The organism is Vibrio sp. QJM3NY_26 (assembly GCF_057786005.1).
Genome location: NZ_CM173515.1, coordinates 161,490 through 186,346 on the forward strand (window position 1 = coordinate 161,490; position 24,857 = coordinate 186,346).

26 protein-coding genes are annotated in these 24,857 nt (G+C 42.7%); 19 read left to right on the plus strand and 7 right to left on the minus strand.

The genetic code is table 11. The annotated features are described in order from the left end of the window. The first annotated feature begins 138 nt into the window (after window positions 1-138). Window positions 139-780: an orotate phosphoribosyltransferase gene (gene pyrE, locus AC3CH4_RS00710; protein WP_004735727.1), complete on the plus strand. Its 642-nt coding sequence runs from the start codon at window positions 139-141 to the stop codon at window positions 778-780. Between the two features lie 129 nt (window positions 781-909). On the opposite strand, the gene lpxL is transcribed toward pyrE, so the two are convergent. The 3 genes from lpxL to coaBC form a co-directional block, all read right to left on the minus strand. Further along, window positions 910-1,890 carry an LpxL/LpxP family Kdo(2)-lipid IV(A) lauroyl/palmitoleoyl acyltransferase gene (gene lpxL, locus AC3CH4_RS00715; protein WP_488526781.1) on the minus strand — a complete coding sequence of 327 codons (981 nt, stop codon included), beginning with the start codon at window positions 1,888-1,890 and terminating at the stop codon, window positions 910-912. A 39-nt stretch (window positions 1,891-1,929) separates the two neighbouring features. After that, the gene (gene slmA / locus AC3CH4_RS00720) at window positions 1,930-2,520 is read right to left on the minus strand and encodes a nucleoid occlusion factor SlmA (RefSeq protein ID WP_016768952.1); all 591 of its coding nucleotides are present in this window, start codon (window positions 2,518-2,520) and stop codon (window positions 1,930-1,932) included. Between the two features lie 139 nt (window positions 2,521-2,659). Beyond that, complete coding sequence (gene coaBC / locus AC3CH4_RS00725) at window positions 2,660-3,901, minus strand: bifunctional phosphopantothenoylcysteine decarboxylase/phosphopantothenate--cysteine ligase CoaBC (protein WP_488543144.1); 1,242 nt, start codon at window positions 3,899-3,901, stop codon at window positions 2,660-2,662. A 223-nt stretch (window positions 3,902-4,124) separates the two neighbouring features. Here coaBC and radC point away from each other — a divergent pair, with 223 nt between their 5' ends. From radC to AC3CH4_RS00755, 6 genes are all read left to right on the plus strand, one after another. Beyond that, a complete protein-coding gene (gene radC / locus AC3CH4_RS00730; protein ID WP_102545150.1) occupies window positions 4,125-4,799 on the plus strand; it encodes a RadC family protein in 675 nt (224 codons plus the stop codon). Between the two features lie 292 nt (window positions 4,800-5,091). Beyond that, entirely contained in the window at window positions 5,092-5,328 is a 237-nt protein-coding gene (gene rpmB, locus AC3CH4_RS00735; protein WP_004728407.1) for a 50S ribosomal protein L28, read from the plus strand. 13 nt (window positions 5,329-5,341) lie between these two features. Next, window positions 5,342-5,509 (plus strand): 50S ribosomal protein L33, encoded by a 168-nt coding sequence (gene rpmG, locus AC3CH4_RS00740; protein ID WP_002535344.1) that lies wholly within the window; start codon window positions 5,342-5,344, stop codon window positions 5,507-5,509. A 310-nt stretch (window positions 5,510-5,819) separates the two neighbouring features. Continuing rightward, a complete protein-coding gene (locus AC3CH4_RS00745) occupies window positions 5,820-6,368 on the plus strand; it encodes a hypothetical protein (protein ID WP_488543145.1) in 549 nt (182 codons plus the stop codon). A gap of 2 nt (window positions 6,369-6,370) precedes the next feature. Beyond that, entirely contained in the window at window positions 6,371-7,180 is an 810-nt protein-coding gene (mutM, locus tag AC3CH4_RS00750; RefSeq protein WP_479253353.1) for a bifunctional DNA-formamidopyrimidine glycosylase/DNA-(apurinic or apyrimidinic site) lyase, read from the plus strand. Between the two features lie 103 nt (window positions 7,181-7,283). After that, window positions 7,284-9,269, plus strand: a complete 1,986-nt coding sequence (locus AC3CH4_RS00755) for an LTA synthase family protein (RefSeq protein WP_171328768.1) — start codon at window positions 7,284-7,286, stop codon at window positions 9,267-9,269. A gap of 46 nt (window positions 9,270-9,315) precedes the next feature. Here AC3CH4_RS00755 and coaD read toward each other — a convergent pair whose 3' ends face one another. Genes coaD through AC3CH4_RS00775 form a run of 4 tightly spaced genes read right to left on the minus strand, consistent with a single transcriptional unit; the run spans window position 9,316 to window position 12,709 of the window. Next, on the minus strand, window positions 9,316-9,798 hold the full coding sequence (coaD, locus tag AC3CH4_RS00760) for a pantetheine-phosphate adenylyltransferase (protein WP_171328770.1): 483 nt from the start codon (window positions 9,796-9,798) through the stop codon (window positions 9,316-9,318). Then, complete coding sequence (locus AC3CH4_RS00765; RefSeq protein ID WP_171328772.1) at window positions 9,795-10,832, minus strand: glycosyltransferase family 4 protein; 1,038 nt, start codon at window positions 10,830-10,832, stop codon at window positions 9,795-9,797. The genes coaD and AC3CH4_RS00765 overlap by 4 nt, the downstream gene beginning before the upstream one ends. Before the next feature lie 13 nt (window positions 10,833-10,845). After that, window positions 10,846-11,661, minus strand: a complete 816-nt coding sequence (locus AC3CH4_RS00770; protein WP_488543146.1) for a glycosyltransferase family 2 protein — start codon at window positions 11,659-11,661, stop codon at window positions 10,846-10,848. A 4-nt stretch (window positions 11,662-11,665) separates the two neighbouring features. Then, window positions 11,666-12,709: a glycosyltransferase family 9 protein gene (locus tag AC3CH4_RS00775; RefSeq protein ID WP_488543147.1), complete on the minus strand. Its 1,044-nt coding sequence runs from the start codon at window positions 12,707-12,709 to the stop codon at window positions 11,666-11,668. 102 nt (window positions 12,710-12,811) lie between these two features. On the opposite strand from AC3CH4_RS00775, the gene AC3CH4_RS00780 reads away from it, so the two are divergent. The 12 genes from AC3CH4_RS00780 to AC3CH4_RS00835 all read left to right on the plus strand — a co-directional run bounded on the left by AC3CH4_RS00780 (window position 12,812) and on the right by AC3CH4_RS00835 (window position 24,850). Continuing rightward, a complete protein-coding gene (locus tag AC3CH4_RS00780) occupies window positions 12,812-13,198 on the plus strand; it encodes a diacylglycerol kinase (RefSeq protein ID WP_488543148.1) in 387 nt (128 codons plus the stop codon). Window positions 13,199-13,206: 8 nt separating this feature from the next. Further along, window positions 13,207-13,923 carry a 3-deoxy-D-manno-octulosonic acid kinase gene (locus tag AC3CH4_RS00785; RefSeq protein WP_488543149.1) on the plus strand — a complete coding sequence of 239 codons (717 nt, stop codon included), beginning with the start codon at window positions 13,207-13,209 and terminating at the stop codon, window positions 13,921-13,923. 30 nt (window positions 13,924-13,953) lie between these two features. Beyond that, window positions 13,954-15,789 carry a DUF3413 domain-containing protein gene (locus AC3CH4_RS00790; protein WP_488543150.1) on the plus strand — a complete coding sequence of 612 codons (1,836 nt, stop codon included), beginning with the start codon at window positions 13,954-13,956 and terminating at the stop codon, window positions 15,787-15,789. A 64-nt stretch (window positions 15,790-15,853) separates the two neighbouring features. Beyond that, window positions 15,854-16,774 (plus strand): glycosyltransferase family 2 protein, encoded by a 921-nt coding sequence (locus AC3CH4_RS00795; RefSeq protein WP_488543151.1) that lies wholly within the window; start codon window positions 15,854-15,856, stop codon window positions 16,772-16,774. Window positions 16,775-17,042: 268 nt separating this feature from the next. Continuing rightward, entirely contained in the window at window positions 17,043-17,240 is a 198-nt protein-coding gene (locus AC3CH4_RS00800) for a hypothetical protein (RefSeq protein WP_488543152.1), read from the plus strand. A 217-nt stretch (window positions 17,241-17,457) separates the two neighbouring features. Beyond that, entirely contained in the window at window positions 17,458-18,648 is a 1,191-nt protein-coding gene (locus tag AC3CH4_RS00805) for a UDP-N-acetylglucosamine 4,6-dehydratase (RefSeq protein ID WP_488543153.1), read from the plus strand. Between the two features lie 8 nt (window positions 18,649-18,656). Next, complete coding sequence (locus AC3CH4_RS00810; protein WP_017086716.1) at window positions 18,657-19,814, plus strand: LegC family aminotransferase; 1,158 nt, start codon at window positions 18,657-18,659, stop codon at window positions 19,812-19,814. Then, window positions 19,814-20,980 (plus strand): UDP-N-acetylglucosamine 2-epimerase, encoded by a 1,167-nt coding sequence (gene neuC, locus AC3CH4_RS00815; protein WP_488543154.1) that lies wholly within the window; start codon window positions 19,814-19,816, stop codon window positions 20,978-20,980. The genes AC3CH4_RS00810 and neuC overlap by 1 nt, the downstream gene beginning before the upstream one ends. 51 nt (window positions 20,981-21,031) lie before the next feature. Continuing rightward, window positions 21,032-22,105: an N-acetylneuraminate synthase gene (neuB, locus tag AC3CH4_RS00820; RefSeq protein WP_488543155.1), complete on the plus strand. Its 1,074-nt coding sequence runs from the start codon at window positions 21,032-21,034 to the stop codon at window positions 22,103-22,105. Beyond that, entirely contained in the window at window positions 22,098-22,751 is a 654-nt protein-coding gene (locus AC3CH4_RS00825) for an acetyltransferase (protein WP_488543156.1), read from the plus strand. Before neuB ends, AC3CH4_RS00825 begins: the two co-directional genes overlap by 8 nt. 47 nt (window positions 22,752-22,798) lie before the next feature. Continuing rightward, entirely contained in the window at window positions 22,799-23,860 is a 1,062-nt protein-coding gene (locus AC3CH4_RS00830) for a nucleotidyltransferase family protein (RefSeq protein WP_488526798.1), read from the plus strand. Window positions 23,861-23,887: 27 nt separating this feature from the next. Next, a complete protein-coding gene (locus AC3CH4_RS00835) occupies window positions 23,888-24,850 on the plus strand; it encodes a Gfo/Idh/MocA family protein (RefSeq protein ID WP_488543607.1) in 963 nt (320 codons plus the stop codon). Window positions 24,851-24,857: the final 7 nt, after the last annotated feature.

The following is a 24,857-nucleotide window of genomic DNA, read 5'->3' on the forward strand; positions in this document are numbered from 1 at the left end:
TACTCACCCGAATCACTTACTACTCGTAAGCTCACGGGGTTCGCGAGCTTGTTGCCTAGCGGAAAGCACGACTACTTAGAAGATACTGAGATGAGTTTAAGTTAATTAAGTTTTATTGAATAAACGTAGAGGAAAAACATGAAAGCATATCAACGTGAATTTATTGAATTTGCACTAGAGAAAGAAGTACTTAAGTTTGGTGAGTTTACTTTAAAGTCTGGCCGTAAGAGCCCTTACTTCTTCAATGCTGGATTGTTTAATACAGGTCGTGACCTAGCACGCTTAGGTCGCTTCTACGCAGCAGCATTGGCAGATTCAGGCATTGAGTTCGACGTACTATTTGGCCCTGCGTACAAAGGTATCCCAATTGCAACGACAACAGCGGTTGCACTTGCTGATCACCACGATGTGGACACGCCTTACTGCTTCAACCGTAAAGAAGCGAAGAACCACGGTGAAGGTGGCAACCTAGTGGGTAGCGAACTTGAAGGTCGTATCATGCTAGTGGATGACGTGATCACTGCAGGTACAGCGATTCGTGAGTCGATGGAAATCATCCAAGCAAACGGCGCTGACTTAGCGGGCGTGCTTGTTGCGATTGACCGTCAAGAGAAAGGCAAAGGCGAATTGTCTGCGATTCAAGAAGTAGAGCGTGACTTCGGTTGTGCGATTATCTCAATCGTTAGCCTGACTGATTTGGTGACCTTCCTTGAAGAGAAAGGCACCGACGCAGCACATCTTGAATCTGTAAAAGCGTACCGCGCTCAATACGGTATCTAATTCGTAAGCTGAAGAAGTTGAACCTGATGGTTTAGCGCTCTAGGTTAAGAATCGAAAAAGCAAAAAGGCCCGAGAGAGATAACTCTTTCGGGCCTTTTACTTTTCTATTGAGATGAGCTGCTTTCTTATCTATTTATAACGAATGCCGCGTTCCATTTCTGGGTCTTCCATGGTTTTGAAGCGCTTGTGTAGCCACATCCATTGTTCTGGTGCTCGTAAGATAATTTTCTCAAGATAGCGGTTTAGATAAGCGGCTGCGGCTTTTTCATCTTTGCGTGGATAGTCATCTTCTATTGACTCATCCGCCATGATTTCATACTTACCATCGGCATTTCTAAACCCTGAACCCGGAACAAGAGCGCATCGGCTAGTGTAAGCCAGAATACTGGTGCCTGTTGTGGTACATGCATCTTCTACTGCGAAGAAAGGCACAAACACAGACTTGTTACGGCCGTAGTCATGATCCGGCAGATAGAAAAGGATCTCACCCTGACGCAGGATTCGAATCATACGCTTAACGTCTTTACGATGGATAAGGCGGTTGCCGTTCTGAGTACGACCACGGTATTGAATGAATTCGTAAGCTGGGTTGTTGTGCGGGCGATAAACACCTAAACCAGAAATACCAAGAACGGCCATTGCTCGCGCAGTGATCTCTAGGTTCAAGGCATGCACACAGCACAACAAAACACCTTTACCGTTGGCTTTGTGAGTTCGTAGTGTTTGGGTGTCTTTATCTACTAGGATTATTTTGAAGCGCCACGTCGGCCAAAACCAAGTAATGCCGGTTTCGATCAGCGCCATACCAGTATTCTTAAAATTCTCACTGACCATGGCAGCGACTTCGTCTGCTGGCTTATCTGGGAAGGCGAGTTCCAAGTTACGTGTTGCGACCGCTACGCGCTTTTTACCATAACGAGCCCCAAGAGAACCCAATGAACGACCTAGCAGTAATAATATACGGTAAGGGAGAACATTAACGATAAGCGCCAATAGCCCAAAACCGAACCACACTCCCCAATATTTAGGGTGGAGCAGTGCCAGAGTAAAAGGTGGCTTAGTAATAACGTGTTGTGCAGTGCTGTTTGTCGGAGAAGTTTTCGTCGTCATAACCATCACTTAAGATTTGATTGCTACTTAATTTGATTGCTACTTAATCTGAGCGCTTAACAGAGCCCAGTAAGCATCAAAATTTTCGGTTGGTTGATATTTGAAGTCAGAACGTACAAATCGATTCAGACTGCCTTCAACCTGACCGAGCAGTTGAGCCGCTAAGATCTTCTCATCAACAGGGAACGATTTCCCTTCACGAAGCTTCCTTTCACGTAAGATCTGGCGAAGTTGAGTCTCAATACGCTCAAAAAGCTGATTGATGCGTTCACGCAGGCGCTCATTCTCAAACATTAGGGCATGGCCCGACAAAATACGAGTCAAACCAGGGTTGCGCTCAGAAAAGACTAAGATAAGTTGCATCACGAGGCGGATACGCTCAAGAGTGTCTTTTTCTTCATCGAGAATACGGTTGATTCGAGACATCAACGCTTCTTCAATGAACTCTATTAGGCCTTCAAACATGCGAGCTTTGCTTGGGAAGTGGCGGTAGAGCGCAGCTTCAGATACGCCGACTTGCTTGGCCAACTTTACCGTTGTGATACGAGAAGCACCTTCGGTCGATTCCAACATTTGTGCGAGAGCTTGTAGGATTTCTTCACGACGGTTTGATTTTCGAGTACCAGCCATCTATTTACTTCCTTTCCTAAAGATGAGGATTGAGTGAAGCAGGATTATAAACACCATTCAATTCTGTTTCCTAGTTTTGTGAGCCCTAGGTCAACAGAATCGAGAGGTGTCAGCAGATTGTCAGAGCAAATTTGTGCGTTTATGCACCAATAAGCTGTTGGATCTGATCGAGGATCTGGAAACCAAGTGTGTCTTTACTATCCAGTGGCAGAGGTTTATCACCGTCTTTCCAATAAAGGTGCAATTCATTACTGCTGCTATTGAAGCCTTGGCCTTCGACAGAGACATCGTTAGCACAAATCATATCGAGGTTCTTTCTTTCCAGTTTGCCGCGCGCGTACTTCTCAACGTCTTGAGTTTCTGCAGCGAAGCCGACAGTAAATGGACGGCCTTCTGTCATTGAGGCAACAGAAGCGACAATGTCTGGGTTCTTAACCATTTGAATGGTCATGTCGTCTTTACCATCGACCTTTTTAAGCTTTTGGTCTGCAATGGACTGTGGACGATAGTCGGCTACTGCAGCGCAGCTAATGAATATATCGTGTTGAGCAGCATTGGTACTCACAGCATCAAACATCTGCTGAGCGCTGTCGACATCAATACGATTAACCTTATTTGGCGTTGCTAGTGATACTGGACCGCTGATTAGAGTCACTGTTGCGCCTTGTTTAGCGGCCGCTTCAGCCAGTGCATAGCCCATCTTGCCCGAACTGTGGTTAGTAATGTAACGCACAGGATCGATAGCTTCGCGAGTTGGACCTGCAGTAATCAACACAGAACGGCCAGCAAGCGGCTTAGGTTGGAAGAAGTCTTCGCAACGGTGCACGAGCTGCATTGGCTCTAACATACGTCCCATACCCACATCGCCACAGGCTTGTTCGCCAGCCGCAGGGCCCCAGATTTCACAGCCACGACGTTTTAGCGTCGCGATGTTCTCTTGAGTCGCTGGGTGGCTGTACATCTGTTGGTTCATTGCCGGAGATACCGCAACTGGCGCATCGGTTGCTAAAACCAGAGTGGTCAGTAGGTCGTTGCCCATACCCGCCGTCATGCGAGCAATAAGATCTGCGGTAGCTGGCGCTAATAACACGAGGTCAGCCCATTTCGCGAGCTCGATGTGCCCCATGGAAGCCTCAGCAGCAGGATCAAGCAAACTATCAGACACTGGCCTTCCAGAGACGGCTTGCATGGTGAGAGGAGTGATGAACTCCTTGGCTGCATTCGTCATGACGACTTGTACCTGCGCACCACGTTCAATTAAGCGTCGAGTCAGTTCGGCACATTTATACGCAGCGATACCACCACTAATGCCAAGGAGGATTTTTTTTCCAGCTAGGCCTTGTTGGTCAGCGTTACTCAGTTGATTAACCAATGTTTGCATGATTCTGTTCCTTAATTTCTCTGGGACTTACGATATCAGAACAAAGGATTAGTGCCTAGAAGCAGAATTCGAACAGACTTGATGCTCATCAAGTTGGTGTTATCAAACCTATCAATTACACGGTTTTGCTAGCGACTCGTTTCCTTTTCTCTTTATCAAAGGATCTCTGGTGACAAGCTCATTAAGCTGACGGGTCGTATTAATGACCCTAAATAGCCTTTATATGCCTATAAGTAAGATGCCTGTTGAGTCGATGCCAAGAGAAAAACTACTGAGTCGAGGGCCAGACTCTTTAAGTGATGCGGAGTTGTTAGCGATATTTCTTCGAACCGGCACACAAGGGATGAACGTTTTAGAGTTATCTGACAAGTTGATCAAAGATTTTGGTTCGCTGCGCCAACTTTTTTCTGCAACCGAGACTGAGTTTTGTGCTCATAAAGGGATGGGGCAGGCGAAATATGTCCAGTTGCAGGCCGTTTTAGAGATGACGCAACGTTATTTGGCCGAAACTTTATCTCGAGGTGATGCACTCACTAGCCCAAGCCATACCAAGTTGTATCTTTCGAGCATATTGCGTGATCGCCAGCGAGAAGCCTTCTATATCTTGTTCTTAGATAACCAAAACAGAGTAATAAAGGATGAAGTGATGTTTGAAGGAACCATCGATGCAGCATCAGTTTACCCTAGAGAAGTAGTGAAACGGGCACTTCATCATAATGCTGCGGCATTAATCCTAGCGCACAACCATCCTTCTGGTGTCGCGGAGCCAAGCCAAGCAGATAGGCGAATTACACGCAGATTAATCGATGCATTGGCGCTGGTGGACATCCGAATTCTCGACCATTTTGTGGTTGGAGATGGCGAAGTTATCTCTTTTGCAGAGCGCGGATGGATTTGAATCACATTTTAGGTTGTTAGTTGCGTTAAATCTGCTATCATTCCGCCCACATTTTAGAACCTTAAATCAGCTCTGATTACTCAAATAGCTGCCCTGTTCAAAAAAAGATCACGAAATCCTTAAAAAGGATCTGTTCGGGTCTTGAGCAATGCATGTCAAGTTAGTATAATACGCGACCTTTGATAGCCTTGAATGGATTTTCCATTATGGTTTTTACCTCTATTTTCAGAATTGATAGAGAGGTTCGGCCACCAAGGTTGATATCGAGCTGAAACGATTTGGAGAGACATTCATGTCCCGAGTATGTCAAGTAACTGGTAAGCGTCCAGTAACGGGTAATAACCGTTCACACGCACGCAATGCTACCAAGCGTCGTTTTCTGCCGAACCTACAAACTCACCGTTTCTGGGTAGAGAGCGAAAAACGTTTTGTTAAACTACGTCTAACTGCTAAAGGCATGCGTATTATTGATAAGAAAGGCATCGATGCTGTTCTTGTTGATATCCGTGCACGTGGCGAAAACGTTTAAGAGGAATTAAGCAATGGCTAAAGGCATTCGTGAGAAAATCCGTCTAGTATCTTCTGCTGGAACTGGTCACTTCTACACAACTGACAAGAACAAGCGTAACATGCCAGGCAAATTTGAGATCAAAAAGTTTGATCCAGTAGTTCGCCAGCACGTTATGTACAAAGAAGCTAAAATCAAGTAATTGATAGCCCCTTTGTCTCTTCTTTTATAGAAGAATAAATTAAAAACCCAGCTTATAGCTGGGTTTTTTTATGCCCAAAATTTGAGTCGCTTAAGCTTTTTCGAGAAGACTCAGTGTTTTTGATAGACGTAAGTTTCATTGGCTCAATTTGGCACCTACCGCACAGACGTTACACTTGCCGATGGGCTTATGTGATAGAAAATAGCGCAACATAGAAAGTATCGCCTTTTTCACGATATACTGAACACTCAATAGGTTAGATGAGCAGAATCAGATGAGATATCGTGGACGCCGATGGAACAACATACTCATGTTCAGTGTGATTGCTTTTATTGGGGTGTTAAACCTTCCAACATTGATCAAAGCTTATTTGATCGAGCCCGAACCTGAAGTTACGGTCAGCAGCTTTTATCCTTCTCTTTTAAATCCAGCAGCTGAGCTTCAAGCTTTGCACTTTGCTAATTGGTCCGTTGTGCTAGAAGACGATCATTGGGTTTATCAATTTAAAGATACAACACTTCCTCAAACTACCAATGCGCAAGAGTTGTCGCAGCGATGGCAGGAACTTGTGGGCACCGAAGTCGATTCTCAAACCTATACCGACCTCTCACCACAACTGAACACCCCGCACACTATCGAGGTATGGTATCAAGACCAAGAAGAGCCACAGCGTATTACCTATTATCAACTGCCTCAGTTCTGGCTGCTTAAAAACTGGAACGATCAGTGGCTGGCGGTGTCTATTGAAGAGAGCTACTTGTTTCCAAGCTTTGGCTCAGAAGATTCATTTAAATCAGACCATCTCTTTAAAGCAGACAAGCTACCTATATCAGACAAACTACCTAAATCGGACGACTAACTATGCCTGAATTACCCGAAGTTGAAGTAAGCCGCATGGGGATCTCGCCTCATTTAGTCGGTGAGAAGATAAAGACTCTGACTTTTCGTACACCGAAACTGCGTTGGGATATCCCTCAAGAACTTAAGCAACTAGAAGGACAGGTGATTCGCTCTATCTCACGTCGCGCAAAGTATCTATTGATTGAGACAGATACTGGCACAGCAATTGTTCACCTTGGTATGTCTGGCTCACTGCGCGTGTTAGACGCAGATTTCCCGCCAGCAAAACACGATCATGTTGATCTGAAGCTCACCAATGGCAAGATATTGCGTTACAACGATCCGCGTCGTTTTGGTGCTTGGCTATGGTCGGCGCCTGATGAGATACATACTGTATTAATTGGTTCTGGTCCTGAGCCATTAACTGACGACTTCAACGCAGACTACATCGCTGAGAAAGCAGAAAAGCGTAAGGTTGCCGTCAAACAGTTCATTATGGACAACAAAGTAGTGGTAGGCGTGGGAAACATCTACGCCAACGAAGCATTATTTTCTTCAAGAATTCATCCACTTCGCCCTGCTAACAAGATAACTCAAGCCGAGTGGATCTTGTTAACTCAAGAGATTAAAGAGGTACTTGCCACTGCTATAAAACAAGGTGGCACCACTTTAAAAGATTTCGCGCAAGCAGATGGCAAGCCGGGGTATTTCGCCCAAGAGCTACAAGTCTATGGGAAAGCCGGTGAAAAGTGCCCTAACTGTGAAGCTCTAATCCAAGAGTTAAAAATAGGGCAGCGGAATACGTTCTTTTGTGAACACTGTCAAATCTAGCTGTTTGGAAAGGTCACTTTTTGATTAATGAGCCGAGTGTAGAACTCGGCTGTGGTAGCATGCTCCGTTATATTTCAAACCACTTTATCCACAAGCATATCATATGGATTTTGACCAAAACTATCGTAAGTTAACTCGCACCCTCATAGTGCTTTTTTTTACTGGCATTGCACTCTTATCGCTTTCTCGTGCAATGTTCTACTTTCAGATCGTCGACTCTTCAGAACTGATAGGTATTGAGGCGGATGTCTGGCGTGCCTTTTGGGTTGGTTTTCGTTTTGATGCTAAAGTTGTTGCAATAGGTTTTGCACCACTGTTACTTGTTGGACTTATCCTTTCTAGTTTTTCTTATCTATATCAAAAATTCATCCGGTTTATACCTAACTACAGCGCATTGATATTTTTTCTACTTTCAGCAATGTCTATTGCCAACTATTACTACTATGTCACTTATGGGACTTATATTGATGTCTTTGTTTTTGGCTTAGTTGATGATGATACTGAGGCCGTTCTTGAGAATGCTTGGGCAGACTATCCGATATTGCGCTCTTTTCTTACCGCTATCTTCATCGGATTGTTAGGCTATTTGGGTTCAAGTAAATTAACCACCTATTTTAATGAAAAAAAGTGGGCTGATCGTCGATGGTGGCAAGTTGTAGTGTCAGTCGTTATGGTCATTGGGGTCACAGTGATGATAGCTCGTGGTTCTATCGGGACGTTACCTTTGAAGCGCTATCATGCAAATGTTTCACAATACGCACCTTTAAATAATATTACCCCGAATGCGTTTATGGCGCTTGATTGGGCCAAGAGTGACTATAAAAAACAATCTAAATTTGAGCCTATTTCTAAGCAAGCACTAGAGCAGCAAATGCTCAAGGTATTGGGGCAGCCTAATCCGATTTATACGACGCCTAAAAATGATTACCTAGAAGCCCATCAACCTCACGTCGTAATGGCATTGATGGAGGGGCTTGGAAGCAATGTGCTTGTGGAAGATGACCCAGAAAACAATGATCTTTTGGGCTCTTTAAGAAAACACTTTGATGAAGATTTTGTCTTTGAGCGTTTCATGGCGGGTACATCTGCGACGATAGACAGCATTGTTATGATGCTGTTCCATAGTGCTATACCGACAATCAGCCACTCAAATGCACAACGCGTTGAGTTGCCAAGTTCTGCTGTCTTGCCGTATAAACAGGCGGGCTATGATGTCGTGTTTATATATGGTGGTAACAGTATGTGGCGTAATTTGGCAAATTATCTACCACGTCAAGGTTTTGATGCTGTTTATGACGAAAATAGCATCATCAAAGCATTCCCAGAAGCTAAAGAGGAAACGGATACCTGGGGGGTTCCAGATGAATTTATCTTTAAGTTTGCTCGTAAATTGCTTGATGAAGCGGACAAGCCGCAGATGATATATATCATGACGGTGACCAATCACTCCCCATTTAGATCGCCTTCAGACTATCAAGTTAAGCCTGTACAAGAAAGCTATCGACTAAAACAATTACTCGGCCCAATGGAAGAGGAAGCGAAAGATCTACTTCAGGTTTACCAATATGCGAACGACTCTTTAGGGCAATTTATTACTGGTGTTAAGGCATCACCGTTAAGTAAGCAAACCTTGATAGCTGCTTCAGGTGATCATCGTGTACGTTATTTAGCGACGAATACTAAGGAAGAGTTCGGTCTTACGTTTGGCGTACCATTCTATATGTATGTCCCAGCTGAAATTTTAGACAATACAGACTATGAGTATGATCAATATCGGATTGGTTCACATCGAGATGTCTATCCAACCTTGTATCATTTCAGTTTGTCTAGCCAAGATTATGTCTCTCTAGGCGGTGAAAACATGCTATCTCAAGATGGTGTGAGTAATATTGGTTACAACAGCTCTCGAACAATTACTCAAAAAGGGGCTTTCGCTAATTCTAATGCGGAACAATTGTATCCTTGGCGAGATGACAATAAGTTGCTAAATCACAAAAAGTCGACGGAAAACCCCGACTCTAATTGGGCTAAAGATTATCGTAAGTTACAAAATTATTATTTGCGCTATCAAATTACGTCAGCTCCTTAGGTTGTAGAAAAACATCAGCCCTTCCATAGTGGAGGGCTGATTGTACTTAGGCGTGTTTCTTAGTGTGAAGTGCTTTTGCAATAACTGTTGGAACGAATTGAGTAACATCCCCACCATGAATAGCGACCTCTCTGACTATAGTAGACGAGATAAAGGCATACTTTTCAGCAGGTGTTAAGAACACACTTTCCAAACCTGGCATTAACCTACGATACATGTTGGTTAGTCCAAATTCGTATTCAAAGTCGACTGTAGTACGCAAACCTCTAATTAATATATTTGCTTCTACTTCTTTGGCGAAGTCGACCATGAGTCCACTGAATCCTTGTGCTGTCACATTATCAAGATGTTGAGTTACCTCGATGCAAAAATTTACCCGTTCTTCCAAAGTGAACATCGTATTTTTGCTAGGGCTAGCAGCTACGGCAATGATCACCTCATCGAACATTTCAGCTGCTCGTTCTATTAGATCAAGGTGTCCATTGGTGAGTGGATCAAAAGTACCAGGGTAAAGAACTTTCTTGTTCATAATTGTTTCTCAAACTGTTGGTAGAGTGATTGATAAGTTTGAGCCGTGGTTTCGATCTCAAATTTATTTAGATGCTGAGCCGCACCATCGATGAGCCTATCTCGCAGCTCTTTCGAGTGGTAGATAGATTGAATGTGTGCGCTTAATTCTTTGGCATCTGCTATTTCAAACAACAATCCAGATTCATCATGTGTAATAACATCAGGGATTCCTCCTGCTTTTGAACCCACGACGGGTAACCCTGCTGCCATAGCTTCCAAAATGACAGAGCCCATCCCCTCGGTGTGAGATGTATGAATCAGTAAATCGGCAGCTTCAAACCAGTTACCGACCTCTTTCTGGTTCCCCATGAAATAAACATTCGATGCACCAGCTGCTTGTGCTTTAAGTGCTTCGAATTCAGGGCCGTCACCAAGCAGAGCGAACTCTATATTTTTGTTGATGTTATTCAGTAGTGTTGCAGCTTCAATCGCGATGTCAAAGCCTTTGTGTTTGTACATTTTGGCCGCTTTTATAACGAGAAACTTGCCTTCAAATTGCTCACGTATTTTTTTTACCTCAATTGGATCTGATGTATATCTTGCTGGAGAGTCCGGTATGAAGACAGCGTGAGCCTTGGGGTGCCTTCGCTTGACCACTTCGACTACTTTGTTACTAACACCTGTAATGGCAGACGCTGCTTCATAAGCTCGTAGGGATAGAGCCTTTTTTTTCAAAGGGTTATCAATGCGACGGGTGATGATATAAGGTTTTTTGAAGAGCAGTTTTTGTATGTAGGCCCAGTAAATAGCTCGACCTTCATGCACATGCATTAGGGTACAGTCCTTGGTAATTATAGACCGATGCCCTAACAAAAAGTGCTTCGAAGGGAATACGCGACAGTTGAGTTTTTCAACTTCTACAAAAAAAGGGCTTTTAGGGTTAGCAACAACAGTCAGAGTATAGCCGAGTTTAATTTGTTCTTTAATCAACACTAATGTTTGTCGTTCCCCACCACTAAACCCAGTAGCAAGATTGACATGGCAAATGTTCATTCTAGTTTCTCGCTTAATTAACATTTTGTTTATGGCATTCACGCATATCGTGTTTCTTTGTCGATGTTCTGATCCATAGGTCCGAATATTTCACGATGGTGTAGTGTGTCGAGAGCATCGATAACAATAGTCCTTGCTTGCCATCTAGGAAGCCAGTTTTGAGAATGTACATTTTAATAAAACAGGCTAAAGCATGAGTAATGATGCTTGAAAAACTGCCCTTTTTACCTTGTTTTGCTTTGTCAGCACTCCAAGCTAGAGCATAAGAATTGGATTTTTTGAGGTAGTGCTCTAGGTCGTTGTAAGTGAAGTGAATCGCGTCACCGGATAGCACTTGTACCACCATTGATTTATCAACTAGCACTTTTTCATGAACTTGCGCGGTATCATACTTAGTTAGTTTTGTTGGATACAAGCGTACTACTCGGTCAGGGTACCAACCACAATGACGTATATAGCGACCAAATACCCAGCTTAAGCGACAAATACTATAAAGAGTGTTTGATTCATTTTTTTCAACGGCTTGTTGAATACTCGATTTGAGCTCATCAGTAACCCGTTCATCTGCATCTAACCAAAGTACAAAGTCTGACTTAACATACTCTTGAGCTAGACGTCGTTGCGGCCCGAAACCAGGCCATTGTTTATTTTCGTAAAATTTGTCTGTGTACTTACGAGCAACATGCTCGGTTTCATCTGTGCTACCAGAGTCGAGAACAACAATTTCATCAACCCAATCGGCGACAGTTTTTAAACAATCATTAAGATTTTGTGCTTCATTTTTAACAATCAGAGCAACGGCTAATGTTGGTTTTTCTGTACTTGGCATGATGTTATTTACCTTGTGTAATTTGTTCGAAAGATTGCACAACTGATGCGACCGAAATATCTGCCATAATATGGTCGCCTTTGACCCGAGTACTCCATGGTAACTCAGATATAGGTTTTTTATGTTGTTGTTCAACGTGTTTTTCATACACAGTGACGACAGAGGATAAGTTGTTGTATGGGCCAGTTCTCAAAGGGTTACTATGTCCATACAAACCAATGACAGGTGTTCCTTGAGTGGTGGCAATATGAGCCGGCCCTGAATCGGGAGCAACAACAACAGTGGATTCTTTTAGAATAGCTGTTAATTGTTTTAATGATGTTTTTCCAACAAGGTTAATACTTGGTTGAGTCATCTTTTCTGTGATTACTTTTGCTAGAGTAATTTCTCGTTCGGCGGGAGATCCGCAAATAACTACTTGGTAACCCTGAGATATTACATAGTCGGCAAATTCAGCGTAGCGTTCAGGCAACCAGTTACGTTCGTCTTTACTTGCTGCTGGGCTAATGACAACCGTAGGGTTAGAGCCCAATGATTCTTTGGCAAACAGAGTATCCTCGGTACCAATAGGTAAGTTCCATTCGGGTATAGAGCGAGGTACACCTAAATATTCGACAAAAGAGTAGAAGCTGTCGAGAACGTGTTGAGATTGAATATCCCCAATTTTTTTATTAGTGAAAAGCCATTGAGCCTCTTTGGCTCGTTTAAAGTTAAATCCTACTTTATGAACTGCTTTGATGCCTAAAGTCAGTAAACTTGCTCTCAGTGCTAGTTGCATATGAATTAATGCGTCAAATTTTCGCCCTGACAGTTGCTTCCATACTGATTGCATTCCGGATAGCCCAGCCTTTTTATCAAATATGACCAGTTCGACACCTTCTAGCCCTTCTAACAATTGAGCTTCAACCTTTCCTATAATCCAGGTTACTCTGGTTGTAGGCCATTGTTTTTGCAAGGCTTGTATGGCCGCAACAGCATGACAAACATCACCAATAGCGGATAGACGCAAAAAACAAACAGATTCAGGTGGTTGAGTAAAAAGGGGCATAAAAAACGCTCATAAATTTAATTGTCTAAGATTATGCAGACAGCGCCGATAAATGTAAAATAGTGCTCGTTTTACACTTACCAAATAGCAGATGGCTCACACATGACAGCAGAAAACCAAGGAAAACCAGGAAATACTGGTCTTAAAAGGATCATTAAAGCCACGGGCTACTCTATCAAGGGCTTGAAAGCTGCCTTTAGATATGAAGCAGCAATTAGACAAGAGTTGATTCTGTTGTGTGTCGCGATTGTTGCGTTGATTTGGTTAGATGTCAGTCTTATAGAAACAGTTCTCATGTTGGGTGTTGTGGTTCTGGTGTTAATTGTCGAGTTGGTGAACTCTGCTATTGAGGCGGTTGTTGACCGAGTGGGTGTTGAGCGCCATGAGCTTAGTGGTAGAGCTAAAGACATCGGCTCTGCAGCGGTATTCGTTGCTCTACTATTTGCTGGTTTTACTTGGGCTTTTATTCTGATCAATCATTATTGGTAATCTAAATCATGATCAAAAAAATCCACACAAGTAACTCTGTAATATGGTTTGACGCTCAGCTGTTGGCTCATCCTCCTGAATTAGTGTTTGATATCGAATACTGGCAAGGCCTGGAAAGTGTGATAGGCAGTGCAGCAGGTCGAGGAACTACTTGGTTTGTTGATACAGGGAAATTATCAGCAGCGCTTCGACACTATCGTCGCGGTGGTCTACTTGGTAAGTTGGTTCAAGATAGTTATTGGTTTAGTGGTTGGGATAAGACACGTAGCTATATGGAAATGCAGCTGCTTAATGATTTGATCGAAGCTGGTGTAAATGTTCCGAAACCTATCGCCGCAAGAGCGACCAAAGCTAGATTCTCATATCGAGCGGATTTGTTGAGTGAGAAGATTGCTGGTGCCACAGGTCTTGTCGATATCTTGACAACAACCTCAGTCTCGGCAGACTTGTACCGTGAGATTGGACACCAAATAGCGAAGATGCACAGCGTGGGTGTTAATCATACCGATTTAAATATTCATAATATTCTCATTGATAAGCGTGAACGAATTTGGATTATCGATTTCGATAAGTGTGGTTATGGTAAAGGACGCTATTGGAAGCAATCCAACCTCGATCGCCTGAAGCGCTCTTTCTTTAAAGAGTTAAATAAACGTCAAATACATTGGCAAGAAGAGGAGTTCGATACTCTTCTTGCAGGATACAATGATTATTTCGCTAAATAGTCATCCATAAAATTAGTTAGGAAAATAAATATGTCTTTGAAACAGAGGCTACATGCACACGGGTGGTTTATTCTGGTGAATGCTCTCGTTGCTATGTTGATTGCGTGTCGTTATTTCTCATTTTTGCCTGAGTTTCCTTCAGAGCCATTAGCCGTCGTTTTTATTATAGTGTCTGTTTTTGGGCAAATGACGTTGATTGCGGCGTTAATCGGTCTAGTAGCGCTACCTAGCTTATTCCTACCCAAGACCCCAAGAAACTTATTACAAGCAATCATCGCCTCAATTGGTGTAGCAACACTTTTCATCGATACGATTGTTTTTGCACAGTACCGTTTTCATATCAATGCCGTTGTTCTTGAACTGGTACTCTCAGGACAAATCGTCAGCTTCCCACTGATTACGTGGGTGATGGTGATAAGTGGTATTGCTTTACTGCTTGGACTTCAGTGGGCTTTGATCCGTTGGTTGGAAAACGATGCACCAGTACGTTCGTACAAGCTAGGTCGTAAGTTTGCTTGTATTACTTTCCTAACACTATTAGCAACTCATGGTATTCACATTTGGGCAGCTGCGCATGCGTATCAGCCCGTGACAATGGTGAAGCGCTACTTACCTCTGTTCTATCCAGCGACGTCAAACAGCATGATGAAAAAGTATGGTTGGATAGATGAAGAAGCGATTACTCGCCAAAAGTCACTGACGTTAAATCGTAAGAGCGACCTTAACTATCCGCTATCTCCTTTGAAAATAGAGAGTGTTGAAAAACCAGTCAACATTATGTTCCTTGTTGTCGATTCTTGGAGATATGACACATTTAATGCTGACAATACACCCGCTATGTGGGAGTTCGCTCAAGACGGTTTAATCTTTGAAAACCATATGGCTGCAGGTAATGCGACTCGCACCGGTATTTTTGGTCTGTTTTACGGTATTCCTGGTACATACTGGCATGGCTTTTTAGCGAATCAACAAAGCCCTGTTTTCATCGATCGCCTACAAGAACTCGATTACGATTTAGGTATCTTTACTGCTGCACAGCTAAGAAAGCCTGAGTTTAACCAAACAGTATTCACCAATGTTGAAAATCTTCGTATTGGTTCGAAAGGTAACCGTCCTTCGGCACTTGATGCTAATTTGACGAAAGATTGGCTAAATTGGTATGAAAATCGTGATCATTCGAAGCCTGCATTTTCATTCCTGTTCTATGATGCACCGCATGGTTATGACTTCCCTAAAGGCTTCGAACCTCGTTATGAACCAATGTTACAAGTGGTTAACTACTTGAAGCTCAATAATGAGACCGATCCCCAACCATTCTTTAATCGTTATAAGACAAGTGTGCGCTACGTAGACTCTGTGGCAGAACAAGTGCTGAACAAGCTTAAAGAAACGGGCGACCTTGAGAATACGCTTGTAATTATCACAGGTGACCATGGCCAAGAAATGAATGATAACAAGATGAATTTCTGGGGGCACAATAGCAACTTTACCGATGCTCAAGTGAAAGTGCCTTTTGCGATATTTGGCCCGGGCATTAATAAACTAGACACGAAGTGGTCTTCACAAAGCCTGACTAGTCACCAAGATGTTGTGCCAACAGTTATGAAGCATTACCTCGGTGTAACCAATGACGTCAAAGATTACTCAGTAGGAGAGGATCTGCTGGGTGAGCACGTTGATAGAGATTGGATCATCTCATCGAATTATAGTGGATATGCTGTGATCTCAGATGACAACATCTTAGAAGTCGGCGCTGGTGGTCAATATCAATTTATGGACAAAACAAATCGTCAAATTAAGGGAGAAAAGCCAAATTTCACTTACCTTCAAGAAGCTTTAGAACAAATTAGCAGGTTTAATAAATAAAATGAATGTTATAACTATAATTGTACCAATATATAATGTTGAGAGCTTCTTAGATGACTGTTTAATGTCAATTGTTAATCAAACTTATGATAATATTGAGGTGATACTGGTTGAAGATAAATCTCCTGATGGGAGCTTGTCAATTGCAAGGAAGTATAAAGAACAGTACGGTTTTAAATTAATTGAAAAAGAAGTTAATCAAGGGTTGTCAGAAGCAAGAAATAGTGCGCTTGATATAATGACTGGTGATTTTGTTTTATTTCTTGATAGTGATGATGCGTTACATCCTAGAACTTGTGAGTTTTTAATTTCTGTATATTGTAATGATAAGCCTAGTATTATTAGTTTTAGGAACTTTCGTTTTGAAAGTGAAGTAAATTTCAATGATATTGATGTCACTCAGTGCACACCAGTAAATGTAACCCCTCTTGAGGAATTAAGTAATGGTATTATGGCTTGTGCTAGGTTGTATAAATCTGAGTTGTTTGATGGATTAAGATTTCCTGTAGGTATGGTATCTGAAGATACAGCAACTGTTCCAAGGTTGTTATGCCGAGCTGAAGGGTTGTCGACTATTAACATTACATTTTATGCTTACAGAAGAGCATTAGCTAACTCTATAACATCAAATGGGGAGCTGTTAATGAAGGATTCCCCTAATGCTATTAGATTGTTGTTAGATAGTAAGGAAGTTCCTAAAGAAATAATTCAATACTTAACATTGAAAATGTTTATTACACTGACTCGTCGTTTTATTATATCGAAGTTTCTTTGGAAAGTAGAGTTAGATTCGTATCTTACTAAGAATGAAGATTTATTGATTTTATTGCGAGATATTCATGATATTCCAGTTCAGTTAACAAAAAAAGATAGAAAATATGCAATCTCTTTGATTTCTTATATTAAAGGTCATCAGATTAAAAGTTTATTTCCTTTTATTGTGAGTTGGTCAGGAAAGATGATAAAGAGCATGTTGAAGTTTTAGTTTTTTATTATTCTCGTGGTCATTGAGAGTGCTTGGTTTTCTATGGTTTCAGGCTTATTCATAAAACTGATGAAATTCACATTGACTCCTAAGTAAAAGAAGCATGTGAACAGGTACATGATTCCACTCGTGATAATCAAGAGTGTGAGCATTAAAGCGGTGTTACTTACTTCTTATGGTTTGAGTTAGACTATGATTTCTCAAGCCTGAAAATGGAGGTAGCTAAAGCAAATTTTCTTCCATTTAACCTATGTACTATGTCGAATATTTGACAGAGGATACCTATTCACATCCTCATCAAGTTGCTACCTATGTTGAAGAAGTATTTAGCCTTAGTTATACGGCACGCGTTCTAGATATTTACGAAATTCTAGAAGCAAACTGTGGCGAGAATGCGTCGATGGTGTTTATCAATGCCGTTCATCCAACATCGTCGGCCCAAACCTCAATCCAATCGAATGATTAAGAAGGTAATGAAAGAGAAGTCGACATATAGTTTCTACTTCAAGACCAAACGCGCGATTGAGGCAGTAATCGACCGATTCCTCGACTAGACTCTCCCAAAGCTCACAGGATCGTTGACGTCTCGAATTGATGATAATTTTGAGATATTCGAACCTGCATCCTCAGATTGTTCGGGTATAATAAATGTTAGTTTTAAAGTTTAGTGTTAAAGAGGTTGTATGAACTCACTTTTATCTTTGATCGGTCGTACCGATGCTTTGTTTACTCACGACATTGGTCAGCATGAAGCTGAGCTGTCTCGTATTGTTTCGGATTCCCGTTTTCTTGTGCTTGGTGGTGCAGGCTCTATTGGTCAAGCGGTTACTAAAGAGATCTTTAAACGCAATCCAAAGAAATTGCATGTTGTTGATATCAGTGAGAATAACATGGTGGAGGGGGTTCGAGATATTCGTAGTTCTTTTGGTTACATCAATGGTGACTTTCAAACGTTTGCTCTCGATATCGGCTCGATTGAGTATGATGCGTTTATTAAGGCAGATGGCCAATACGATTACGTGTTGAACTTATCGGCACTTAAGCATGTCCGTAGTGAAAAAGATCCGTACACGCTAATGCGAATGATTGATGTGAATGTGTTTAATACTGACAAGACCATTCAACAGTCTGTCGATGCAGGTGTGAAGAAGTACTTCTGTGTCTCGACAGATAAAGCGGCAAATCCAGTCAATATGATGGGAGCATCAAAGCGTATTATGGAGATGTTCCTAATGCGTAAAAGTGAAGAGATGGCTATCTCGACAGCACGTTTTGCTAACGTGGCATTCTCTGATGGTTCTCTATTACATGGCTTTAACCAACGTCTATTGAAAAACCAACCTATCGTGGCGCCAAATGACATTAAACGCTACTTCGTCACGCCTCAAGAGTCTGGTGAGTTATGCTTAATGTCGTGCATTTTTGGTGGAAACAGAGACATCTTCTTCCCTAAACTTAGTGAAGCGCTTCACTTAATCTCATTTGCAGATATTGCTGTGAAGTACCTTGAGCAACGCGGTTACGAACCTCATCTTTGTGAAAGCGAAGATGAAGCCCGTGAGTTGGCGAAAACACTTCCATCACAAGGCAAGTGGCCTTGTTTGTTTACGTCTAGTGACACTACTGGTGAGAAAGACTTTGAAGAGTTTTTTACCGATAAAGAAACACTCGATATGGAGCGTTTTGCAAACCTAGGCATTATTAAAAACGACCCTTTGTATCAGCAAGAGTTACTGAATTTATTTGAAAGTACAATTGGTCAAATGAAATCAGATCGAGAGTGGAGTAAAGAGCAAATCGTCGAGCTATTCTTTACTATGATTCCTGACTTTGGACACAAAGAAACAGGCAAATATCTAGACAGTAAAATGTAGGAGAGATCATGAAACCTGCATCATTAGTTGAATTTGTTCGTGATACTTACCAAACCAATGAGTTTGTTCCTTTGCATGCGCCAACATTCAATGGCAACGAGAAAGCTTACGTCACAGAAACCATTGAGAGTACGTTTGTCTCAAGTGTTGGTAAATTTGTGGATCAGTTTGAATCGAAGATTGAAGCTTACACCGGAAGTGCTAAGGCGGTAGCTGCTGTCAATGGCACCGCGGCTTTACATGCAGCACTCTATATGGCGGGCGTACAACGTGGTGATTTGGTTGTTACACAAGCTTTGACCTTCGTTGCGACTTGCAATGCCCTGTACCACATGGGTGCAGAGCCAATTTTTGTTGATATATCTCCGGTAAGCTTAGGCTTGTGCCCTAAAGCTGTTGACCACTATCTAACACAACACGCTGAGTTGACTGAAAAAGGTTGTATCCATAGACAAACAAGACAACGCATCCGCGCTGTGGTTCCGATGCACACTTTCGGCCACCCTGTCGAACTCGATGAGTTAGTCGCCGTATGTTTAAAGTGGCAACTGGTCTTAGTGGAAGATGCAGCAGAAAGTTTGGGCTCTTTCTATAAAGGCCAACATACAGGTACATTCGGTGATTATGCTGCGATCAGCTTTAATGGCAATAAAGTTATTACAACCGGTGGCGGTGGTATGGTTCTGTGTAAAACTCAAGAGCAGGGTGCTCGTACTAAGCACGTGACCACGACAGCTAAGGTCCCACACCCTTTTGAGTTTTATCATGATGAGCCTGGCTTCAATTATCGAATGCCAAATTTGAATGCCGCATTGGGTTGTGCACAAATGGAAGTGCTCGAATCATACCTAGCTCAGAAGCGCCAATTGGCTGAACAATACCAACATTTTTTCTCCGGTTCAGAATTTACATTCGTGACAGAGCCAGAATACGCGACATCGAATTATTGGCTGAATGCGATTATTTGCCCAGATACAGCATCACGAGCACAAATTTTGGAAGAAACCAACTCTGCGGGTGTCATGACGCGTCCTATTTGGCAGTTGATGCATCGTCTTCCTATGTTCGAGAACGCATTGCGTGGTGACTTGACGCAGTCTGAGTTTATTGAAGCGCATTTGATCAACATTCCGAGCACACCCATTCAACTGTCTAAAGGCGCTTAATGGAAAACAAGATTCAGAAAGTAGCGGTTTTTACTGGAACAAGAGCAGAGTATGGTCTGCTCTTTTGGCTTTTGAAAGATATTCAAAGTGATCCCGATTTAACACTGCAGCTTCTCGTTTCGGGGATGCACCTTTCGCCGGAGTTTGGGGAGACCTATCAGCAGATAGAAAAAGATGGATTTAAGATTGATGAAAAAATTGAAATCCTGCTTTCGTCTGATTCTGCCGTAGGTACCGCTAAAAGTATGGGCCTTGGTGTCCTTGGGTTTTCGGACTCTTTAGCACGTCTACAGCCTGATGTATTGGTTATACTTGGCGATCGCTTTGAGGCATTAGCCGCTGCTCAAACGGCGATGATTTTGCGTATTCCTATTGTTCACTTGCATGGTGGTGAAATTACAGAAGGCGCATACGATGATGCGATTCGTCATGCAATTACCAAGCTGAGCTACCTGCATGGTACGTCGACAGACGAATATCGTCAGCGGGTGATTCAATTGGGTGAGGCACCTGAGCGAGTAAGAAATGTCGGTGCAATAGGCCTTGACCACCTTAAACGTGCTGACTTCATGTCATTGGGCGAGTTGGGGGAATCTCTCAACTTTTCTTTGACTAAGCCGTTTTTCTTGGTGACTTATCATCCGGTGACACTCGGCAATGAAGCGCCAGAAGCATCCTTTCAAGCTTTGCTAGATGCTTTAGATGCTTTTCAAGAGCATCAAGTTATTCTGACTTACCCAAATGCTGATGATGGTGGGCGTCGCATCATTCCGATGCTGGAAGCTTACGCTGCAAGCCAACCAGAACGCGTATTGGCAATCCCTTCGTTAGGGCAAGTGCGTTATCTAAGCGCAGTGAAGCATGCTTCGGCGGTTATTGGTAACTCTTCTAGCGGCATTATTGAAGTGCCAGCGTTTGATGTCCCGACTGTCGATATCGGTGTGCGTCAGAAAGGCCGTTTGGCTGCTAAGAGTGTGTTGCATTGTGAAGCAAATCAAGTCGATATTGAGCGAGCGATGCTCTCAGCAGTGGCTCGTGACTATAAAGAGCCAACGGAAGCGATAGAGAACCCTTACGGGCAGGGAAACACCAGTGGCAAGGTCATTGAGATGATCAAAATATTGGATTTCAATCCATGTAAGACATTCCACGATTTGCCGAACTAACAAAGTTATAAATTTAGCTTTTAGTCACTTGAAAATTAAAGAGAGAGCGGTATGACTCTGATTATTGCCGAAGCAGGCGTAAACCATAATGGTGATGAAAAACTGGCATTTGAGCTGGTTGACGCAGCGCATCAGGCGGGAGCTGATATTGTAAAATTTCAGACGTTTAAAGCGAAAAACCTCGTAACTGAAGAAGCTAAGCAAGCAGACTATCAGGTCACTAATACACAAAAGCAAGAGTCGCAATTAGCTATGCTAAGTCGCTTAGAGCTCTCCTATGATGCCCACCATGAATTGGTAAAACACTGTGAGAAACTCGGCATAGAGTTTTTATCAACGGCTTTTGATTCAGAGAGCTTGGATTTCTTAGTCAACGACCTTGGTTTAACTCGTTTGAAGCTACCGTCTGGTGAGCTAACCAACGCACCTCTTGTGTTAGAGCATGCTCGCACAGGGTGTGATTTGATTGTTTCTACCGGTATGGCGACGTTGTCCGAGATCGAAACGGCGTTGGGAGTTATTGCATTCGGTTATACTGCGGATGATAGCGCGACACCTTCAGAACAAGCCTTCCAAGAGGCTTATGCTTCCGATGAGGGTCAGCAAGCTCTAAAGACTAAAGTGACCATTTTACACTGTACGACTGAATACCCAGCACCAATGGAAGAGATTAACCTTAAAGCAATGGACACTTTAGGTCGTGCGTTTGACCTGCCTGCAGGTTATTCAGATCACAGTCAAGGTATTACGATTCCTATTGCAGCTGTCGCTCGCGGTGCGGTGTTGATTGAAAAGCACTTTACGCTAGATAACAACATGGAAGGACCGGATCACAAAGCTTCTCTTGAACCTCAAGACTTAACGGCCATGGTCAGCGCAATTCGACAGGTCGAGTTGGCATTAGGAAGTCGCGTAAAAACACCAACGGTATCAGAGGTGAAAAATAAAGCGGTGGCGAGGAAAAGTCTGGTCGCTGATCGTGATATTGACGAAGGTGAAGCATTTTCACCCGAAAACATGACGATTAAAAGACCGGGTAATGGTATGTCACCTTATTGCTATTGGGACATGCTCGAGCGCACTTCTTCCAAGGCATATCGAGCTGGAGAGCTGATTCTTGAGTAGCGTCGTTTTTAAGCTGCCAATTGTATTAATTGGTGGGGGCGGCCATGCTAGTGTGCTTGCTGATATCTTACTTCGCCAAGGGCGTGAGATAGTTGCGGTGATTTGTCCTGATGATGTCTCCCAGCGTAGGGTTTTCTCGGGGATTAAGCAGTTTCTCAAAGATAGTGACGTAGAACAGTTTTCTCCCAATGACGTTAGACTTGTGTTGGGTATTGGTGCGATGCCTAAATCTAACTTGCGGGAAAAGATAGCGAGCTACTTCATTGGATTAGGCTATCGATTTGAAAGTGTCATTGCTGAAACTGCATTTTTCTCTGAATATGCAACTATAGAAAATGGTGTTCAAATTATGGAAGGAGCAGTTATACAGGCTGGTGCATCCATAGGGCGGCATAGCATCGTCAATACTAGCGCGATTGTAGAGCACGATTGCCAGATTGGTGCTCACAACCACATAGCTCCTAAAGCAACGTTGTGTGGCCAAGTCAAAACTGAATATGGTTGTTACGTAGGGGCGAATGCAACGGTGATACAAGGTGTTACATTAGGCACACTTTCTATTGTCGGAGCGGGTGCTATTTTAACGAAACCCTTACCACCACAAAGCATATGTTATCCTTTTAGAAGCATTATCGAACCATACTAGCTTGCTGTAAGTTGCCAAGCATTCAAAAAATTAAAATTAGGTGTGCCATGAGTCATTGTTGGAACAACGTGCTAATTAAACCAGACAACACAATTCGAGACGCATTAGAAATCATTAATAACGAAGCGCTACGAGTTGTGTTAGTTGTCGATGAAGGACATGCACTGCTTGGTGTCGTTACAGACGGCGATATTCGACGTGGTTTACTCAATAACTTGCCGTTGACTGAATCTGTGTCAGAGGTGATGAACACTAATCCGACAACAGCACTCGAAGAGTCTTCTCGAGAAGAGTTAATTGAGTTGATGGAAAGTCGGGGGATATTGTCGATCCCATTACTCGATGCTAGTGACAAAGTTGTTGGGCTAGAAACTCTTCATGGAGCACTTCATCAACCGAAACACCAGAATCCTGTATTTATTATGGCTGGTGGGTTTGGCACTCGTCTTAAGCCGCTTACCGATACGTGCCCTAAACCTATGCTGCATATCGGCAATAAGCCAATCCTAGAAACCGTTATTCGAAGTTTTATTAAAGCAGGCTTTGTTAACTTCTACATTTCTACTCACTATATGCCTGAGCAAATTCAAGCGCATTTTGGCGATGGGAATGAAATGGGTGTGAATGTTACCTATGTTCACGAAGAGCAGCCTTTAGGTACAGGTGGTGCACTGGGATTATTACCTAAGGATTTACCAAAAGATCTGCCACTGATCATGATGAATGGCGATGTTTTAACTAAGGTCGACTTCCAACGTCTTCTTGATTTTCACGTTGATAACGGCGCTGACGCAACAATGTGTGTGAGAGAGTACGACTATCAGATCCCATATGGTGTGATTAATGGCGAAGGCAACAAAATCACCAGTATGGTAGAGAAGCCAGTTCAGCGCTTTTTTGTGAATGCAGGCATTTATGTAGTGTCACCTGACGTCATTGATTCGGTACCTAAAAATCATCGAGTGGATATGCCAACGTTGCTTGAAGAGCATATGAATGAGCGTGATAACGTTTTAATGTTTCCAATTCATGAATATTGGTTGGATATAGGTCGTATGGATGACTTTAATCGCGCGCAAGCAGATATTCATACACTAGGGCTGGACTAAGTTTTGAAAACTGTTGCTGTTATCGGGTTGGGTAATATTGCTACCCGACATAGAAGAAATTTAAAGCTATTGTTTCCACAGTGCAGACTACTGGCTATGTCGGCGAGTGGGAGAGTTCCAGCAGATCCTGTATCTGATTGTGACCAAGTCGTCTCTGATCTTGATGAGATCATTCGCTCAGATGTGGAACTTGTTATTGCTGCATCTCCTGCCCCTTTCCACGCTGAGCATACAATCCCGTTATTGAAGGCTGGTATTCCAACATTGATTGAAAAACCAGTGACAACACGTGTTGAAGATGTGCACAACTTACAGACTGTCGTTGATAAAGCGCAAACTCCGGTTGCTGTCGGTTATTGCTTACGTTACTTGCCTTCAAGTCTGGAAGTAAAAGCACTATTAGACAAAGGGGCAATTGGAGAACTCTACAATGCGTATATTGAAATAGGACAGTACCTACCTGATTGGCGCCCAAGTAAAGATTATCGAAGCAGTGTATCTGCTAATGCAGAATTAGGCGGGGGGGCATTATTAGAGCTCAGCCATGAGTTAGACTATGCACAGTGGCTTCTTGGCGATTTAACTTTACAACACGCTCACTTACGTTCTTCAGATGAACTGGGCTTAGAGGTGGAAGATTTGGTTGATGTTGTCACAACTACCCAGAGTGGTACTTTGGTCAATATTCATTTGGATTTTTTACAGTGCCAAGCTTATCGACGTTGCCGCTTTGTTGGCAGTAAAGGTACGGTTGAATGGGACCTGATTAAAAATGAGGTTAAGCAGACCAACAATACTGGTGAAAGTACTGTTTATAGCGACCCGGCTTGGGATAAAAACAAAATGTACCTCAATATGTTGCAAGACTTCATCAATATGACTAAAGGCAATAAGCATAGTTGTATTGACCTTCAACAGGCTGGTAAAACGGTCGAGTTAATCGAAACAATTAAGCAGCATGCTCAAACTCAAACTCAAACTAAAGGCTAGGCTATCC